This window comes from Enterobacter sp. fkY84-1, assembly GCF_052974705.1.
The window spans coordinates 1782833-1801198 of the sequence record NZ_CP169393.1 but is presented as its reverse complement, the minus strand read 5'-3'; the positions used below and the strand labels follow the sequence as shown (position 1 = coordinate 1801198).

Here is an 18366-nt window from a genome sequence, read left to right as displayed (position 1 = left end):
GGGTGCCTTTTCAGGCGATTGCCGTTACAGCCCTTTCAGCAGCTTGTCGACAAACTCCGGAACAACCGTGCTTGCCAGGCCGTAGTGTTTCTCTTCAAACTCGCTGCCCACCTGGCTTGGCTCAAGATTGAGCTCTACCGTATGCGCACCGTGCAGCCGCGCTTCGTGAACAAACCCCGCCGCCGGGTAAACGTGGCCGGATGTACCGATGGCGATAAACACGTCGGCCATCGCCAGCGCGCTGTAGATCTCATCCATTCCCAGCGGCATTTCGCCGAACCAGACCACGTGCGGACGCAGGCGCGACGGGAACTGGCAGCAGTGGCACTTATCCTCCGGCAGCACGTCCTCTTTCCAGTCCAGCACCTGACCGCTCCAGGCGCAGCGAACCTTGAGCAGCTCGCCGTGCATATGGATGATGTTCTTGTTACCGGCCCGCTCGTGAAGGTTGTCGATATTCTGCGTCACCAGCAGAAAACGATCGCCCAGCGCCTCTTCCAGCTTCGCCAGCGCCAGATGCGCGGCATTCGGCGCGACGTCAGGCTGCTGAAGCTGACGACGGCGGGCGTTATAAAACGCCTGCACAAGATCCGGGTCACGGGCAAAGCCTTCCGGCGTGGCAACATCCTCCACGCGGTGCTCTTCCCACAGCCCGTCCGCCGCGCGGAAGGTTCGAATTCCTGACTCGGCGGAGATCCCCGCCCCGGTCAGCACCACCACTCTGGGTTTATCCATCGCTTCTGGCATCATTCTGTCTCTGAAAAAGATCCGCTGGCGCAAGCGCTCACGCAAGCGGCGTTTATTTTTGCGAAAACGGCTGAGTCGACCCTGGCGACGCGACAGCATAGAAACCTCGTAAACTAATCGGTGAGATGAAGGAATGCGGCTCCGCGCATGCCTCCTGCGTCCCCGTGTCGCGCGCGTTCAATACGCGGCACGCGGGCAACCGGCAATAAGTGTCGGGGCAAACGCCCGGACAACCGTTCCGTAATCGCGGTAAAGTTTGAGAGCCCTCCCCCGATCACCAGCAGATCCGGGTCGACGATGGTGAGAATATTGCCCAGACACACCGCCAGCAGATCCAGATAGCGCTCGACGTGCTCACGCGCCTGCGCATCCCCTTGCTCCCACAGGGTAATGATTTGAGGGGCCTCAAGTTTCTGATGATAGAAGTGTTCGTAAAGCCATGCAAACCCGCGGCCTGACAGGTAGTTCTCAATACAACCGTGCTGCCCGCAGCCGCAGCGGGTCAGCGGGAAATCACGGCCGACGACCTCCAGCGCATCCACCGGCAGGCGGATATGACCAAACTCGCCGGTGATGTAGCTGCGGCCGGTGATGGGCTTACCGTTGATGACGATTCCTCCGCCGACGCCGGTACCGAGGATCAGCCCCATCACCAGCGGATATTGACGGAACTCATCATCCCAGGCTTCGGAGAGCGCAAAGCAGTTGGCGTCGTTATCTAAACGCACGTCGCGTTCAAGGAGCGCGGAGAGATCGGCGCGCAGCGGTTTACCGCTGGCGGCAGGCACGTTGGCCGCGTAAAGCGTACCGTCGTCGGTTTCCGGCATGCCCGGAATACCAATGCCGACGCTGCCTTTCACGCCAAAGCGTTCATCGGCCTGCGCCACCAGCGCGGCAATGGCGGTTAAAAATTCGTCGTAGCTGTCGCGCGGCGTGGGAACGCGGGTTTCCCACTGCAGTTTGAGGTCTTTATCAAACACGCCGAGCGCAATCTTGGTGCCGCCAATATCAAATCCATAATACATAACGCATTCCTCTTTCGATCTGGCGACCCGAAAGCCGCTAGATCGTGACGTAATTACTGGCCACTTAATACCCTCGCCGGATCAATTCGGCTTGCGCGACGCGCCGGATACCAGCTTGCCAGCAGACTCAGTAAAAGTGCTGTAAGCAGCACATAAAAAACATCCAGCCAGTGCAGTTCTGACGGCAGGAAGTCAATAAAATAGATATCACCCGACAGGAACTGGTGATCAATAAGCTTTTCAATCCCGTTGATAATCGGCGTTAGCTGCAGGGAAACCACCACGCCAATCACCACGCCGCACAGGCTGCCGAACAGCCCCGCCAGCAAACCGTACCAGACGAAAATGGCGCGAATAAGACCGTCTTTTGCCCCAAGGGTACGCAGCACGGCGATGTCGCCGCTCTTGTCTTTGACCGCCATCACCAGCGTCGAGACGATATTAAAGCACGCGACACCGATCACCAGCACCATCGCCAGATACATAATGGCGCGGATCATCTGGATATCACGGTACATATAGCCGTAAGTGCCGATCCAGCTTTTGATGTAGACATAGTTATTGGTCACGCTGCCCGCGTCGCGCACCAGTTTGTTAGCGTTAAAGACGTCGTTCACCTTAATGGCAATGCCCGTCACGCTGTCGCCCATGTCGAGATACTGGCGTGCATCCTCCATCGGCACCATCGCAAAGCTGTGGTCAAGCTGACCGCTCAGCTGAAGAATACCGGTAACGTGCAGGCGCACGCGCTTTGGCTGCTGCAGTTTGTGATCGGCGCTGGCATTCGGGATCATGATTGACACCCAGTCGCCCTGCTTCACCTTCAGGGCATCAGCAACGCCTTTACCCATGATGATCTGCTGCTCGCCCGCCCTGAAGTTGGCCCACGCGCCGTTCTGCACGTAGTTCGGCAGCGCGCTGAGGCGCGCTTCCTGCGTCGGATTCACCCCTTTCACCTGGATGGCGCGCAGGTTTACCCCGCTCTCCACCAGCCCGGTAAAGTTAATGTAGGGCGCAGCCGCGGCGATGCCGGGCACTTTTTCCACTTTGTTCAGGGCGTCGCTCCAGTTCGTCCACGGCTGGTTAACCGGTTCGATCTCCCCGTGCGGCACGACCGCCAGAATACGGTTATTCAGCTCGCGCTCGAAGCCGTTCATGGCGCTCAGGCCGACGATCAGCACCGCCACACCCAGCGCAATACCGATGGTCGAGATAACGGAGATCAGCGACACCATGCCGCCGCGACGGCGGCCGCGGCTAAAACGTAAACCGATGAGTAACGATAACGGTGACGCCATTACTCTGCTCCCATCAGGGTCAGTTCCGCGTTCAGATGGCCGTCGCGCATCTCAAGCTGGCGCCCCATGCGTTTTGCCAGCTGCAGATCGTGGGTCACTACCAGAAACGCGGTGCCCTGCGAGGCGTTCAGCTCGCCCAGAAGCTGGAAAATACTGTCCGCGTTGCGGGCGTCCAGGTTACCGGTAGGCTCATCCGCCAGCACCAGACGCGGGTTGTTGACCAGCGCACGGGCAATCGCCACGCGCTGACGCTCGCCGCCGGACAGCTCCGACGGACGGTGGTTTCCGCGATGGCCCAGCCCTACCGCTTTCAGCATGTCGCTGGCGCGGGCGTTAATTTCTGCCGGTTTCTTTTTGCCAATCAGCAGCGGCATCGCCACGTTTTCCAGCGCCGTGAAATCCGGCAGCAGGTGGTGGAACTGGTAGATAAAGCCCAGCTCGCGGTTACGCAGCTCGGCCTTCGCCGCTGAGGACATTTTGCTCATCGGCTGGCCGGAGAAAATCACGTCGCCGTTGGTTGGAGTATCCAGCCCGCCCAGCAGATGTAATAAGGTACTTTTACCGGAGCCGGAGCTGCCGACAATCGCCATCATCTCGCCTTCGCCCACGCTAAAGCTCACATTGTGCAGCACGTCGGTTTGCACAGTGCCTTCCTGATAGCGTTTGGACAGGTTGTCGCATTGCAACAGGATCTTATTCATAACGTAAAGCCTCAGCGGGTTGAGTGGCGGCAGCGCGCCAGGAAGGATAAAGCGTAGAAAGCAGCGCAATGGCCATCGCGGCCAGCGCAATACCGACCACCTGCAGCGGCTCGATGGCCACCGGCAGCGCCGCGCCGTCAAGCAGCGCGCCGATGATCGGCATTAAATTGTTGAGCTGGCTGGCAAGCAGCGCACCCAGCACCGCCCCGAGCAGCGCGCCGATGATACCGGCGCTGGCCCCCTGCACCATAAACACGGCCATGATCTGCCGCGGCGTCAGCCCCTGGGTTTGCAGGATAGCGACCTCGCCCTGCTTCTCCATCACCATCAGTCCCAGCGAGGTGATGATGTTAAAAGCAGCCACGGCGACGATCAGGCTCAGCAGCAGCCCCATCATGTTTTTCTCCATCCGCACGGCCTGGAACAGCTCGCCTTTACGCTCGCGCCAGTCCTGCCATTTGGTGCCGTCCGGCAGTTTTTGCTGGCTGAGGGTATCGACCTTCAGCGGCGCGTCGAGCCACAGGCGCCAGCCGGTGATATTGCCGGCCGGGTAGCGCATCAGGCGTGACGCGTCCTGAATGTTAACCAGCATCTGGTAACCATCGACTTCACTGTTGGCGGCAAAGGTCCCAACCACGGTAAACAGGCGCTGGCTTGGCAGGCGCCCCATCGGCGTAAACTGGCTGGCTGAAGGCACCATCACGCGCAGCTGATCGCCGCGGTTGACGCCAAGCTGACCGGCAAGCTGCTCACCCAGAATCACGTTGTATTTTCCGGCTTGCAGATCGGTCTGCTTCACGTTTACGAGATACGGCGTCAGCGGGTCTTTTTGCGCCGGGTCAATACCCAGCATCACGCCGACCGCCACGCTGCGGGCGCTTTGCAGCACCACGTCGCCGGTGGTCAACGGCGCAACGCGCGTGACGCCCTGTAACTTCGCCGCGCTTTCCGGCAGCCGCTGTGGGTTAACCGAACCGTTAGTGGATGAGAGTACGGCCTGCGGCATCAGCCCCAGGATGTTGTTTTGCAGCTCGCGCTCGAAGCCATTCATGACGGAAAGCACCGTCACCAGTGCCATCACGCCAAGCGTAATGCCAATAGTCGAAAGCCAGGAGACAAAGCGACCGAAGCGGTCCGCGGCGCGCCCACGCATGTAGCGTAAGCCTATGAAGAGTGCGACAGGTTGATACATGAAGTCCGTCTGTTTGCTGATAGCAGACCCACGAGTATATAAGCGAATCCGTTAAGCGTAAATGACTGAAACCGTAAGCTTTGGTAATCATTTTTCCAAAAAATTCAGATAAATCAGGATACTAATATCTGAAACCGCACCTCGTAACCTCCACCTTTTCCGAAAAACCTCCTGATACAGACTGTTACCCATTACAGCCCGGTTTCGTTTAACAACAATTGCTCGTTCGTCTAAGGCAATAAGGTAGTTGCGAACAATGAAGCAAAAAGCATTATGGATTAACCAGATAAAAGGGCTGTGTATCTGCCTGGTGGTTATCTACCATTCAGTTATCACGTTTTATCCGCACCTGATCGGGCTGCAACACCCGCTCTCTGGCCTTCTCGCCAAATGCTGGATCTATTTTAATCTCTATCTCGCCCCCTTCCGTATGCCGGTCTTTTTCTTTATCTCCGGCTATCTGATCCGTCGTTATATTGACGAGGTGGACTGGCGAACCAGCCTCGACAAGCGAATCTGGAGCATTGTCTGGGTTCTGGCGCTGTGGGGGATTCTGCAATGGCAGGCGCTGACCCACCTGAACGCCTGGCTGGCGCCCGATCGCGAGGTTGCCACCTCGTCGAACGCGGCCTACGCCGATTCGCTCCTGGGATTTGTGCAAGGGATGCTCACCGCCAGCACCAGCCTGTGGTATCTGTATGCCCTGGTGGTCTACTTCACGTTGTGTAAACTGCTGAGCCGCTGGAAGCTGCCGATGCTGGGACTGCTGGCGCTGGCAAGCATCGCGATCAACTTCCTGCCGCTGCCGTGGTGGGGAATGAACAGCGTGGTACGCAACATGATCTACTACAGCCTCGGGGCGTGGTATGGCGCTGAGCTGATGGCATGGATGAAAAATCTAAACCTGCGCCGCACCTGGCTGGCAACGGGCGCTTTCGCCGCCGTCTCCGTGGTGCTGTGGTTTGCTAACGTTCCGCTGCTGCTCTCCTTGCTGTCGATTGTGCTGATCATGAAGCTGTTCTACAGCGTTGAGCAGCGCTATGCCGTTCACCCTGACAACCTGCTGAACGTGATTGGCTCCAATACCATTGCGATTTATACCACCCACCGCATCCTCATTGAGGCCTTTAGCCTGTTCCTGATTGGCGAGATGAATGCCGCTTACTGGCCGGTCTGGGCCGAACTCACCTTAATTCTGGTCTACCCGTTTGCCAGCCTGCTTATCTGTACCCTGGCCGGGCTGGGGGTGCGTAAACTCTCCACCGCGCTGTTCGGGGACATTTTCTTTTCTCCGCCTTCGACGCTTACGCTCTCGCCGACCACCCGTTAATGCCCTCTCCGCCCCCTTTCGGGGGCGTATAACCCCGCCGTGCGGTTACGATTTGCTTATGTAAAACGATCGAGGATAATAAAGACATTGCGTATCAGTGATATGCCCCAATACTGTTGGTATATCCATAAGAGACTCTGACATAGCCATGCCTGAACACTATCGTTATTCCTTGCCTGTCAAAGCGGGCGACCAGCGCCAGCTGGGTGAACTCACGGGCGCAGCGTGCGCCACGCTGGTGGCGGAAATTGCTGAGCGTCATCCTGGCCCGGTGATCCTGGTTGCCCCGGATATGCAAAACGCCCTGCGCCTGCACGATGAAATTCGCCAGTTCACCGATAATCTGGTGTTCAGCCTGGCCGACTGGGAAACGCTGCCCTATGACAGCTTCTCCCCGCACCAGGAGATCATCTCCTCGCGCCTGTCGACGCTGTATCAACTCCCGACCATGCAGCGCGGCGTGCTGATTGTGCCGGTAAACACCCTGATGCAGCGCGTCTGTCCGCACAGCTACCTGCATGGCCATGCGCTGGTAATGAAAAAAGGCCAGCGCCTGTCCCGTGATGCCCTGCGGGCGCAGCTTGACGGCGCCGGGTATCGCCACGTCGATCAGGTGATGGAGCACGGGGAATACGCGACCCGCGGCGCGCTGCTCGACCTTTACCCGATGGGCAGCGACCAGCCGTATCGTCTGGACTTTTTCGATGATGAAATCGACAGCCTGCGCGTCTTCGACGCCGACACCCAGCGCACGCTGGAGGAGGTCGAGTCCATCAATTTACTGCCCGCGCATGAGTTCCCGACGGACAAAACCGCTATCGAACTGTTCCGCAGCCAGTGGCGCGATAAGTTCGAGGTGAAGCGCGACGCGGAACATATTTATCAACAGGTCAGCAAAGGCACGCTGCCTGCCGGGATCGAATACTGGCAGCCGCTGTTCTTCAGCGAGCCGCTCCCTGCCCTGTTCAGCTACTTCCCGGCGAACACCCTGATTGTTAACACCGGGGATATCGACGCCAGCGCCAGCCGCTTTGAAAGCGAAATCCGCGCTCGCTTCGAAAACCGGGGCGTTGACCCGATGCGTCCGCTGCTGCCGCCGGAGGCGCTGTGGCTGCGTACCGACGAGCTCAACGCCGAGCTGAAGCGCTGGCCGCGCATGCAGCTGAAAACCGATTCGCTTGACGACAAGGCCGCCAACACCAACCTCGCCTTCCGGACGCTGCCGGGCCTGGCCGTCCAGGCGCAGCAGAAATCCCCGCTGGATAATCTGCGCAAGTTTCTGGAGTCGTTTACCGGCCCGGTGGTGTTCTCCGTTGAGAGTGAAGGCCGTCGCGAAGCGTTAGGTGAGCTGCTGGGACGCATTAAGGTGGCGCCGAAGCGCATCCTGCGCCTGAGCGAAGCGACCGGAAACGGCCGTTACCTGATGATTGGCGCCGCCGAGCATGGGTTCATCGACACGCTCAACAACCTGGCGCTGATTTGCGAAAGCGACCTGCTGGGCGAGCGCGTCGCGCGCCGTCGTCAGGACAGCCGTCGAACCATCAACCCGGACACGCTGATCCGCAACCTGGCCGAGCTGCATCCGGGCCAGCCGATTGTGCACCTGGAGCATGGCGTTGGGCGCTATCAGGGCATGACCACGCTCGAGGCGGGCGGCATTAAAGGTGAATACCTGATGCTGACCTACGCCAACGACGCCAAACTGTATGTCCCGGTGTCGTCCCTGCATCTGATCAGCCGCTACGCGGGCGGTGCCGAAGAGAACGCGCCGCTGCACAAGCTGGGCGGCGACGCCTGGGCGCGCGCGCGCCAGAAGGCCGCGGAAAAAGTGCGCGACGTGGCCGCCGAGCTGCTGGATATCTACGCCCAGCGCGCGGCCAAAGAGGGCTTCGCCTTTAAGCATGATAAGGAACAGTATCAGCTCTTCTGCGACAGCTTCCCGTTTGAAACCACGCCGGATCAGGCTCAGGCCATTAACGCCGTGCTGAGCGACATGTGCCAGCCGCTGGCGATGGACCGTTTAGTGTGCGGCGACGTCGGCTTCGGTAAAACCGAAGTGGCGATGCGCGCCGCCTTCCTTGCGGTGGAAAACAACAAGCAGGTGGCGGTGCTGGTGCCAACCACCCTGCTCGCTCAGCAGCATTTCGACAACTTCCGCGACCGCTTCGCCAACTGGCCGGTACGCATCGAGATGCTGTCACGTTTTCGCAGCACCAAAGAGCAGGCGCAGATCCTGGAGCAGGCAAGCGAAGGCAAAATTGACATTCTGATCGGTACCCACAAGCTGCTGCAAAGCGACGTGAAGTGGAAAGATTTGGGGCTGCTGATCGTCGACGAAGAGCACCGCTTCGGGGTGCGTCATAAGGAACGTATCAAAGCGATGCGCGCCGACGTCGATATCCTGACCCTGACCGCGACGCCGATCCCGAGAACCCTGAACATGGCGATGAGCGGCATGCGCGATCTGTCGATTATTGCCACGCCGCCGGCGCGCCGTCTGGCGGTAAAAACCTTCGTCCGCGAATACGATAATCTTGTGGTGCGTGAGGCCATTCTGCGTGAAGTGCTGCGCGGGGGTCAGGTCTATTACCTGTACAACGACGTGGAAAACATCCAGAAAGCGGCCGACAGGCTGGCGGAGCTGGTGCCGGAAGCGCGCATTGCTATCGGTCACGGGCAGATGCGCGAGCGCGAGCTGGAACGGGTGATGAACGACTTCCACCATCAGCGCTTTAACGTGCTGGTGTGTACCACCATCATCGAAACCGGGATCGACATTCCGACGGCGAACACCATCATCATTGAACGTGCGGATCACTTTGGCCTGGCGCAGCTTCACCAGCTGCGTGGCCGCGTCGGGCGTTCGCACCATCAGGCCTACGCCTGGCTGCTGACGCCGCATCCAAAAGCGATGACCACCGACGCGCAAAAGCGTCTGGAAGCCATCGCCTCGCTGGAAGACCTCGGTGCAGGCTTCGCGCTGGCCACGCACGATCTCGAGATCCGCGGTGCCGGTGAGCTGCTGGGTGAGGACCAGAGCGGCTCGATGGAGACCATCGGCTTCTCGCTCTATATGGAACTGCTGGAAAACGCGGTTGATGCCCTGAAGGCCGGGCGCGAGCCGTCGCTGGAAGATCTCACCAGCCAGCAGACCGAGGTCGAGCTGCGCATGCCTTCCCTGCTGCCGGACGATTTCATTCCGGATGTAAATACCCGCCTGTCGTTCTACAAGCGCATCGCCAGCGCGAAGACGGAAAACGAGCTGGAAGAGATTAAGGTTGAGCTGATCGACCGCTTTGGTCTATTGCCCGATGCGGCGCGAAATCTGCTGGATATCGCGCGCCTGCGCCAGCAGGCGCAGAAGCTGGGCATTCGCAAGCTTGAAGGCAACGAAAAAGGCGGCGTGATTGAGTTCGCCGAGAAGAACCACGTCAACCCGATGTGGCTCATCGGTCTGCTGCAAAAACAGCCGCAGCATTTCCGTCTGGATGGCCCAACGCGTCTGAAATTTACCCAGGAGCTGACGGAGCGCAAAACCCGCATGGACTGGGTGCGTAACTTTATGCGCCAGCTGGAAGAGAATGCGATCGCCTAACCTCCCTTCCCCCGTTAGCCCAGCGCTAACGGGGGACAATTTACAAACTCTTTGCACTTCACCCGATCTTCCCGACACACCCATTCGCCATAATTATCTTTAACGCTTTATAAAACAATAACCTTATCATTTATATGGACTATGGTGATGATCTCTTCGCGTATGACTCGCTGGTTAACCCTGTTTGCGCTGGCAGCCACCGTTGCCGTTGCGCTTCCCGCTCGCGCAAATACCTGGCCCCTTCCTCCGCCCGGCAGCAAGGTGGTGGGGGAAAACCGCTTTCATGTGGTTGAAAATAATGGCGGTTCGCTGGAAGCCATTGCCAAAAAATATAACGTTGGTTTTCTGGCCCTGCTGCAGGCGAACCCTGGCGTCGACCCCTACGTCCCGCGCGCGGGCAGCGTATTGACTATCCCGTTACAGACTATCCTGCCGGACGCTCCGCGTGAGGGGATCGTCATAAATCTGGCGGAGCTGCGTCTGTACTATTACCCGCCGGGTAAAAATGAGGTGACCGTCTACCCGATTGGTATTGGTCAGCTGGGCGGCGACACCCTGACGCCGACGATGGTCACCACCGTCTCGGATAAACGCGCGAATCCAACCTGGACACCAACGGCCAATATTCGTGCCCGTTATAAAGCTCAGGGCATCGATCTTCCAGCCGTGGTGCCAGCAGGCCCGGATAACCCGATGGGTCACCACGCGATCCGTCTGGCGGCCTACGGCGGCGTTTACCTGCTGCACGGAACGAATGCGGACTTTGGCATCGGCATGCGCGTCAGCTCCGGCTGCATTCGTCTGCGCGATGACGATATCAAAACGCTGTTTAACGTCGTTACGCCGGGTACGAAAGTCAATATTATCAATACGCCGATCAAGGTTTCTGAGGAGCCGGGCGGCGTGCGGCTGGTTGAAATTCACCAGCCGCTATCGAAAAACATTGGCGATGACCCGCAGACGCTGCCCATTAACCTGAATGCCGCGATGGTAAGCTTTAAAACGAATGCGAATACCAACAGCGAGGTGATGGAGCGCGCAATGGAGGCCCGCTCAGGCATGCCGACCGACGTCACCCGGCATCACGATGTCATCCAGCAATCGATGTAAATCATAAATAAAAAAACGCCCTGCTAAGCAGGGCGTTTTTTATTGCAGTGGCATAAATGAGGGTTTATGCCCGGCTTATTTGTAGATGACGGCGGTGCCGTGCAGGGTGTTAGGACCGGTCACAGAGGTGATGCGGTAAGATTTTGCACCCATCTCTTGCGCTTTTTGCGCCAGCTGATCTTCCAGTGAACCCAGGTTAGTCCCGGCAGAGGCAGAGATCGTCCCGACTTTATGCTGATCGACCGGGGTGGACTGTACCTGTACAGCAGCAAAGCTTGCGAAAGAGAGTGAACTCAGGACAGCAGCAGCGATGAGGGTTTTTACGTTTTTCATGATGTTTACCTTTAGCAGATGAATTTGGAGGTCGTTAGCTATTTAGTTAACGATCGATAGGGAAATCATAAATGTGATCCATCTCACACGTCAACACAATTTTATAATGGTCGTTAACTTAATTTTAAAGTCTTTATTTTTCATACTCATATGATTAATTTATTTTTAAGCATTCAGCGCTGGTGGTGACTTGCGTTTATTTTTATAATGGTCATTCAACAAACCAACAGAGGACCAACGGCACATGACAACCGACGTCACGAGTTGTGCAAAGAAAAGCCGTGGCCGACCAAAAGTGTTTGACAGGGATGCAGCGCTTGATAAGGCCATGACTCTCTTCTGGCAACATGGGTATGAAGCAACCTCGCTTTCCGATCTGGTAGAAGCCACCGGCGCCAAAGCGCCGACGCTCTATGCCGAATTTACCAATAAAGAGGGGCTGTTCAGGGCAGTGCTGGACAGATACATTTCGCGCTTTGCGGCGAAACACGAAGCCCAGCTGTTTTGTGAAGAGAAAAGCGTTGAACAGGCGCTTCGAGATTACTTCACCGCCGTCGCGACCTGCTTCACCAGTAAGGACACGCCTGCGGGCTGCTTTATGATTAACACCTCTGCCACCCTGGCGGCGTCCTCGAAAGAGATTGCCAATACGGTGAAATCGCGTCATGCCATGCAGGAGGAGACGCTGAGCGCCTTTCTGGCTCAGCGGCAGCAGCGCGGTGAACTCCCTGCACAGTGCAACCCTCAGCTGCTGGCGCAATACCTGAGCTGTATTTTGCAGGGGATGTCAATCAGCGCCCGTGAAGGGGCAACGCTGGAAAAACTGCAGAATATAAGCGACACCACGCTGCGGATGTGGCCTGAGCTACTCAAAATCTGAAGCAAAAAAAAAGCTCCTCAGCCTGAGCGCATGAGGAGCTAAATTCAGAGAACATCTTTTTTACACTTTGTTATTCAGAACCAGCTGACCATTTCCATCGAGCGGAATTTGCGTGCCCGGGTCTTTATCCATGCGGATTTTGCCCTGCTGATCGCCAATTTTGTACGTCACGTCATAACCCAGCATTTTTTCCGACTTGTCATAGACGGTTTTGCAGCGTTGCTGAGTCGTGGTGTAGGTATCGTTATCCTGCATCGCGCCCTGCACCTGGTTACCGGCATAGCCGCCACCCAGCGCGCCGACCACGGTAGCCACATCTTTACCCCGGCCGCCGCCGAACTGGTGACCAATCACGCCACCCGCTACCGCGCCCAGAACAGAACCGGCGATACGGTTTTCATCCTGCACCGGACGACGATGCGTCACGGAGACGTTACGGCACTCCTGACGAGGCGTTTTTACCGTTTCTTTAATCGGTGTAGCAGAAACCACCTGCGCATACTGCGGGCCGCGGTCTAATACGTTGAGACTGGCAACGGCAGCCACACCTAACGCAGCCGCGACGCCAATCCCTATACCCGCCAACATTGATTTATTCACGGGACTTCCTCCTTTGTTGCTATTGGTAACAATTTTGCAATGGAGGCACGGCTTCGCCAATCAGATAAAGGATCAAAAAAGGGGCATAGCGAGGAGATATATTCTATTTAGGAGAACTCTTAAGCAGTCAAACTGTGATCTACAGCATGAAATGCTAAAAACTCCCTCCGGAGAGCCCGGAGGGAGTGAAAGATTAGTGCAGCTTCAGACGCGGACGGATCACGCGGTTGATTCTGCCCACCAGCATCATCAGCCCGGTTTTGAAGTAGCCGTGCAGCGCAATCTGGTGCATACGGTACAGGGAGATGTACACGAAGCGGGCAATGCGCCCTTCTACCATCATCGAGCCGCGCATCAGGTTGCCCATCAGGCTGCCGACGGTTGAGAAGTTTGACAGAGACACCAGAGAACCGTGGTCTTTGTAAACATAGGCCTTCATTGGCTTGCCTTTGTACTGCGCCAGAATGTTGTGCAGGACCAGGCTTGCCATCTGGTGTGCAGCCTGGGCGCGCGGCGGCACGAATCCACCTTCAGGACGGGCGCAGGAGGCACAGTCACCGATAGCAAAGATTTCAGGGTCACGCGTGGTTTGCAGCGTTGGCTCCGTGACCAGCTGATTAATGCGGTTGGTTTCCAGGCCGCCGATATCTTTCATAAAGTCAGGCGCTTTGATACCTGCCGCCCAGACCATCAGATCCGCTTTGATATACTCGCCGTCTTTGGTGTGCAGGCCGCCTTCGTCGGCGCTGGTCACCATGGTCTGCGTCAGCACCCGCACGCCCAGCTTGGTGAGTTCATTGTGCGCCGCACCGGAAATACGCGGAGGCAGCGCAGGCAGAATGCGTTCACCGGCTTCGACCAGCGTGACGTTCAGCGCTTCGTTCGTTAACCCTTTGTAACCGTAGCTGTGCAGCTGCTTCACCGCATTGTGCAGCTCAGCGGACAGCTCAACGCCCGTCGCACCGCCGCCGACAATGGCGATATTGACCTTACCGTTCGCACCCATATTGCTGGTGTACTTCAGGAACAGGTTCAGCATTTCCTGATGGAAACGACGCGCCTGGTGCGGGTTATCGAGGAAGATACAGTGCTCTTTCACGCCCGGCGTGTTGAAGTCGTTGGAGGTACTGCCCAGCGCCATGACCAGGGTGTCGTACGGCAGCTTGCGCTCAGGAACCAACAGCTCCCCTTTTTCATCACGCAGTTCTGCCAGAGTGATGGTTTTGCTTTCACGGTTGATGTCCACCACCGAGCCCAGCTGGAACTGGAAATGATGGTTGCGCGCGTGCGCCAGATAGCTGAGCGCGTCCACGCCCTCGTCCAGAGAGCCGGTCGCTACTTCGTGCAGCAGCGGTTTCCACAGGTGGCTGTGGTTACGATCCACCAGCGTGATTTTGGCTTTTTTACCGCGCCCCAGCTTCTTACCCAACTGTGTCGCCAGCTCCAGCCCGCCAGCACCACCGCCTACAATCACTATCTTTTTCAATGGCGTAGTCAACGTGACCCCCTCAAATTATTAACCAATTGTTAATTAAAAGTTATAAAAATAACCCTTAATTAACAACAGGTTACAGCACTGAAACCATTCAGGTGCATTGAGAATACCACGTCAGGCGCATTGGTCATACCAAAATTGATATGCATCAAGTTTTGATGGCTTAAAAGTAGACAATTCTGGACAAAAAGAAACCCGGTGCGCGTTCGCGACCGGGTTTCCGAAGTGGCAGGCTGTGGTTTAGCCCAGCGTTTTAAAGGCTTTGATGCGCTGCAGATGCGGGGAGATATTCTTAAACTTGTGGGTCTGTTCTTCGTCCCAGACAATTTCATAGTAATGATGCAGCAGTTCTGCAGCCCGGTGGCTGTTGAGAGCCTCATCGTTACGCGACAGGATCACCAGGCAGCGGTCACGGTTTTTCTCCCGAAAATTGCTGACGCACTTGGTCGCAATATCGATATACTCTTCCGGGCGGTCGATTTTGCCTTCCATGTTTTCGTTCGGGAAAAGGTTGGGATTGAATACCACCTGACGGATGTCACACAGGAAGCCAATCCGCTCTGCCCAGTAGCCGCCCAGCCCCACGCCGCAAATCAACGGCCGATCGTCGACGTTGAGCTGCAACATCTTGTCCACCTCTTTGAGCAGGTGCTGCATATCATGCTTCGGATGGCGCGTGCTGTAGCTGATCAACCGGACATCCGGATCGATAAACTGCAGCTGCAGCACCTTCTCATGATTACCAGGACTGTTTGAGTCAAAACCGTGTAAATAGATGATCATCGTCTTCTCACCACGCTACGCCTTCCGGGAGGGTTTACAGGCTGGCTTTATGTGCCTGCCAGCGCTCATTCAGGTCTTCAAGCCGGGCGTTGACCGTCTTCCAGCGCGCCGAATCCATCAGCTCCTGACGGCTAAATGAACCTTTATGATACAATTGTGTAACACGCTCTGCATTGATCGGCGACAGGTTATCCAGCACGCTAACGGCACCTTTACGATTATTGCAGACCAGGATCATATCGCAACCTGCATCCAGCGACGCCTGACCGCGTTCAGCGTAGCTGCCCATAATCGCCGCCCCTTCCATTGATAGATCGTCAGAGAAAATCACGCCATTGAAGCCCAGCTCCTGACGCAGAACGGTTTTCAGCCAGTGCGGAGAGCCGCTGGCAGGACGCGGATCAACGTCGCTGTAAATCACGTGCGCAGGCATGATGGCATCCAGCTTGTTGTCGGTGATAAGCGACCTGAACACCGACATATCTTTGGCGCGAATTTCCGCTTCCGGGCGCGGATCGCGCGGGGTCTCTTTATGCGAGTCCGCCGTTACCGCCCCGTGGCCAGGGAAGTGTTTCCCGGTGGTTTTCATCCCGGCATCGTGCATGCCGTCAATGAAGCGGGTCGCCATGGCCAGCGCAATGCGCGGATCGTCATGATACGAGCGCTCGCCAATGGCGGCGCTGATATGCCCCACGTCCAGCACCGGGGCAAAACTGATGTCGATATCCATGGCAATCATTTCACTGGCCATCAGCCAGCCGGCCTCCTGTGCCAGTGTCCCGCCCTCTTCCGTGCCGAGCAGCGCGGCAAAAGACTGGGCCGCCGGCAGGCGGGTAAACCCTTCGCGAAAACGCTGCACGCGGCCGCCTTCCTGATCGACGGCGACCACCAGATGATTGCGCGACGCGGCGCGGATCTGACGCACCAGCTCGCGCAGCTGCGCCGGATCGTGATAGTTGCGGGTAAACAGGATCAGGCCCCCCACCAGCGGATGCGCCAGAATTTCACGCTCCTCCGCATCCAGTTCAAACCCTTCTACATCCAACATGACTGGACCCACATCCACCTCTCTTATCCTTTCGTTTATAACTGACGCCAGGCATCGTCTGCCAGCGCAATAAAATGTTTGTCTCTTGACTGCTGATAGCGCATTTCAAACCAGCCAGCCATTAACATGACGACCCATGGCCGCCAGCGTTTGACCTGACGCCTCAGCGCGTCGGCGTCAATGCGCGCCACCTCGGCGTAGTCCCTGATAAGCGTCTGCCGCGCGTCGTCACTCTCCGTCCAGACTGCTGCCAGCTCCAGCGCCACATCGCCATCTCCGGCGTATTCCCAGTCGATCAGCCTGATCCCCGCCGGGGTATGCACAATATTTCCGGGATGAACATCCATGTGCAACGGCGAGAGCCGAATCGGCTGTGGCTCGCCCGTTTTACGCAGCCGTTTGAGCTGTGCCAGCCACGCCGCGCTGCGTCTCTCCGGCAGGGCTTGCTGCCAGTAATGTTCGAGCAAGGGAAATAACGTGATTCGCCATCCCAGACGGGGTTGCCGGTGCAAATGATACAGCATAGCCGCAAGCTGCGGCGTGTCCGGCAACGCGCTTTTAACCTCGCCTTCCAGATACTCAACGGCCATCCATCCCTGTCTGAAAAAACGAGGAGCGGGTACCAGATCTGAGGGAAGACGTCTCAGGGCACGAAACTGACGACGAAAATGGGAGGCAGGCGCGAAAGGATCGTGATTTTGCCGCAGGACCAGGCGTTGCTCACCCTGCGCAATAATGCAACTCGCGCCGCCAAGCCCGGAGTGGGCCTGCGGCGCGATAAGGCGGTACTGAGGAAAATAGCGCGTCAGAATCTCTTCACGCGTGCTGTCATTGTTGCGTAACCGCACCTTTACCTGACCAGATAATTTCGCCTGTCTGAACCAGCATCAGCTGCATCTGCAGGGCCGGTGTATTCACGTTACCGGTGGCGTTAGAGTACAGCACATACTGTGCGCCAACGTTACGGGCAATGCCGATCGCCTTGCTGCGTGTGCCGAGGCTATCCTGCGGCGACAGGCCCAGCTGCTGTTTGGCTACCGCGAGCTGCTGAGCCGAGACCAGCGTAAACTTACCGTTGTTTGCCAGCGCATTGCGCAGCGTTTCTGTCGCTTCACCCGCGTTCAGCGAACCGTTGGTACGGTTGTTTACGCTATCAACCAGCAACACGCTACCTGCCGTCACGCCCTGTGCCTGCAGCATTTTGCCGACCATGGGCTGCATTGCGCCGTTCCAGTCGTAATGGCGCACGCGCGGCGTGGGCTGTGACGTCTGGTCTGGATGCTCAATCGGGCCAGGCTGTGACGGAATAGACGGCACAGACGGCACGGTTGGCTGCGGCTGCGTTGGCTGTGTCGGCTGTTCAGTGCCCGGTTTCGCCTCTTCCACAGGCGCTGGCTGTTCAGTTCGGGTCACACACCCCGCCAGGAACAGCGCGAAAGCTGTCACGAGCGCATAGCGGCTCAAGTTTTTAATCAAGGTTCACCCCTTAGAGATAAAGATAAAGTCTCACCTTATGCGCACCCAGATAGTTGGCGCTGCCATAGAGCGTTACCGACGATCTGGCCGGAATGGTGACGCTGCGCGGCGCCTCCAGCGGATGCATTTCAAGACCTCTTACGTCATACCAGAAAAAACGGTAGTGGACCGTCACGGGTTCATGTCTTTCATTAAAGAGCGTAGAGGAGGCAGAGGAATTGATTTCACTGATGGTCAGCACGGGTTGTTGCGCCGTGATGCCCGCGGCAAGCACGGAGGATTCCATCACCAGCGTCTGTTCATCATTCACGGGGATCGCCGGGCGCGAGCTGCACCCCACAATCATCATCGTCAATACCAGCGCTGCAATACGCCCTTTACGCATATCAAAGACCTTTATGTGCCAGCATCGGCCCCAGAGGACGTCCACCCAGCAGATGCATGTGAATATGATAAACTTCCTGGCCACCATGACGGTTGCAGTTCATGATCAGACGGTAACCGTCTTCTGCAATGCCTTCCTGTTCAGCGATTTTCGCGGCCACCGTCAGCATACGACCTAACGCCACTTCATGCTCGGTTTTTACGTCGTTTACGGTCGGAATCAGAATATTGGGAATGATAAGGACGTGCGTCGGGGCCTGAGGGGAAATATCCCGGAAAGCCGTTACCAGTTCATCCTGATAGACGATATCCGACGGGATTTCGCGACGGATAATTTTACTGAAAATCGTTTCTTCAGCCATGACCTTT

General features: G+C 57.2%; 18 protein-coding genes. 4 read left to right on the top strand and 14 right to left on the bottom strand.

Annotated elements, in window-relative coordinates; translation table 11 throughout:
• Window positions 1-24: 24 nt before the first annotated feature.
• From cobB to lolC, 5 genes are read right to left on the bottom strand one after another with little or no spacing between them, the layout of a single operon-like run.
• Window positions 25-846, bottom strand: coding sequence for a Sir2 family NAD+-dependent deacetylase (gene cobB / locus ACEPLT_RS08515; RefSeq protein ID WP_021240739.1), 822 nt, complete (start codon window positions 844-846; stop codon window positions 25-27).
• A 14-nt stretch (window positions 847-860) separates the two neighbouring features.
• Entirely contained in the window at window positions 861-1772 is a 912-nt protein-coding gene (nagK, locus tag ACEPLT_RS08510) for an N-acetylglucosamine kinase (protein ID WP_021240740.1), read from the bottom strand.
• Window positions 1773-1825: 53 nt separating this feature from the next.
• Window positions 1826-3070, bottom strand: a complete 1245-nt coding sequence (lolE, locus tag ACEPLT_RS08505; RefSeq protein ID WP_032674543.1) for a lipoprotein-releasing ABC transporter permease subunit LolE — start codon at window positions 3068-3070, stop codon at window positions 1826-1828.
• The gene (gene lolD / locus ACEPLT_RS08500; RefSeq protein WP_008500772.1) at window positions 3070-3771 is read right to left on the bottom strand and encodes a lipoprotein-releasing ABC transporter ATP-binding protein LolD; all 702 of its coding nucleotides are present in this window, start codon (window positions 3769-3771) and stop codon (window positions 3070-3072) included. The genes lolE and lolD overlap by 1 nt, the downstream gene beginning before the upstream one ends.
• Window positions 3764-4963, bottom strand: coding sequence for a lipoprotein-releasing ABC transporter permease subunit LolC (gene lolC / locus ACEPLT_RS08495; protein WP_232928395.1), 1200 nt, complete (start codon window positions 4961-4963; stop codon window positions 3764-3766). Before lolC ends, lolD begins: the two co-directional genes overlap by 8 nt.
• A gap of 256 nt (window positions 4964-5219) precedes the next feature.
• Here lolC and ACEPLT_RS08490 point away from each other — a divergent pair, with 256 nt between their 5' ends.
• The 3 genes from ACEPLT_RS08490 (at window position 5220) to ldtC (ending at window position 10998) form a co-directional block, all read left to right on the top strand.
• Window positions 5220-6293, top strand: a complete 1074-nt coding sequence (locus ACEPLT_RS08490) for an acyltransferase family protein (protein ID WP_032674540.1) — start codon at window positions 5220-5222, stop codon at window positions 6291-6293.
• A gap of 148 nt (window positions 6294-6441) precedes the next feature.
• Window positions 6442-9888, top strand: coding sequence for a transcription-repair coupling factor (gene mfd, locus ACEPLT_RS08485; protein ID WP_232928393.1), 3447 nt, complete (start codon window positions 6442-6444; stop codon window positions 9886-9888).
• 144 nt (window positions 9889-10032) lie between these two features.
• Complete coding sequence (ldtC, locus tag ACEPLT_RS08480) at window positions 10033-10998, top strand: L,D-transpeptidase LdtC (RefSeq protein ID WP_025911795.1); 966 nt, start codon at window positions 10033-10035, stop codon at window positions 10996-10998.
• Between the two features lie 75 nt (window positions 10999-11073).
• On the opposite strand, the gene bhsA is transcribed toward ldtC, so the two are convergent.
• Window positions 11074-11331 (bottom strand): multiple stress resistance protein BhsA, encoded by a 258-nt coding sequence (gene bhsA, locus ACEPLT_RS08475; protein ID WP_008500777.1) that lies wholly within the window; start codon window positions 11329-11331, stop codon window positions 11074-11076.
• A gap of 244 nt (window positions 11332-11575) precedes the next feature.
• On the opposite strand from bhsA, the gene ACEPLT_RS08470 reads away from it, so the two are divergent.
• On the top strand, window positions 11576-12211 hold the full coding sequence (locus ACEPLT_RS08470) for a TetR/AcrR family transcriptional regulator (protein ID WP_032674538.1): 636 nt from the start codon (window positions 11576-11578) through the stop codon (window positions 12209-12211).
• Between the two features lie 60 nt (window positions 12212-12271).
• Here the strand turns inward: ACEPLT_RS08470 and ACEPLT_RS08465 are convergent, their stop codons facing one another.
• The 8 genes from ACEPLT_RS08465 to hinT all read right to left on the bottom strand — a co-directional run bounded on the left by ACEPLT_RS08465 (window position 12272) and on the right by hinT (window position 18359).
• Window positions 12272-12811 (bottom strand): glycine zipper 2TM domain-containing protein, encoded by a 540-nt coding sequence (locus ACEPLT_RS08465; protein WP_008500779.1) that lies wholly within the window; start codon window positions 12809-12811, stop codon window positions 12272-12274.
• 193 nt (window positions 12812-13004) lie between these two features.
• Entirely contained in the window at window positions 13005-14309 is a 1305-nt protein-coding gene (locus ACEPLT_RS08460; RefSeq protein WP_008500780.1) for an NAD(P)/FAD-dependent oxidoreductase, read from the bottom strand.
• 237 nt (window positions 14310-14546) lie between these two features.
• A complete protein-coding gene (ycfP, locus tag ACEPLT_RS08455) occupies window positions 14547-15089 on the bottom strand; it encodes an alpha/beta hydrolase YcfP (RefSeq protein WP_032674535.1) in 543 nt (180 codons plus the stop codon).
• Between the two features lie 34 nt (window positions 15090-15123).
• Window positions 15124-16149, bottom strand: coding sequence for a beta-N-acetylhexosaminidase (gene nagZ / locus ACEPLT_RS08450; protein WP_025911802.1), 1026 nt, complete (start codon window positions 16147-16149; stop codon window positions 15124-15126).
• A gap of 23 nt (window positions 16150-16172) precedes the next feature.
• A complete protein-coding gene (thiK, locus tag ACEPLT_RS08445) occupies window positions 16173-16985 on the bottom strand; it encodes a thiamine kinase (protein WP_032674534.1) in 813 nt (270 codons plus the stop codon).
• Window positions 16966-17613, bottom strand: a complete 648-nt coding sequence (lpoB, locus tag ACEPLT_RS08440) for a penicillin-binding protein activator LpoB (protein WP_008500784.1) — start codon at window positions 17611-17613, stop codon at window positions 16966-16968. The genes thiK and lpoB overlap by 20 nt, the downstream gene beginning before the upstream one ends.
• Window positions 17614-17623: 10 nt before the next feature.
• Window positions 17624-17998, bottom strand: a complete 375-nt coding sequence (locus ACEPLT_RS08435) for a YcfL family protein (protein WP_008500785.1) — start codon at window positions 17996-17998, stop codon at window positions 17624-17626.
• Window position 17999: 1 nt separating this feature from the next.
• Window positions 18000-18359: a purine nucleoside phosphoramidase gene (gene hinT / locus ACEPLT_RS08430; RefSeq protein WP_008500786.1), complete on the bottom strand. Its 360-nt coding sequence runs from the start codon at window positions 18357-18359 to the stop codon at window positions 18000-18002.
• Between the last annotated feature and the right edge of the window lie 7 nt (window positions 18360-18366).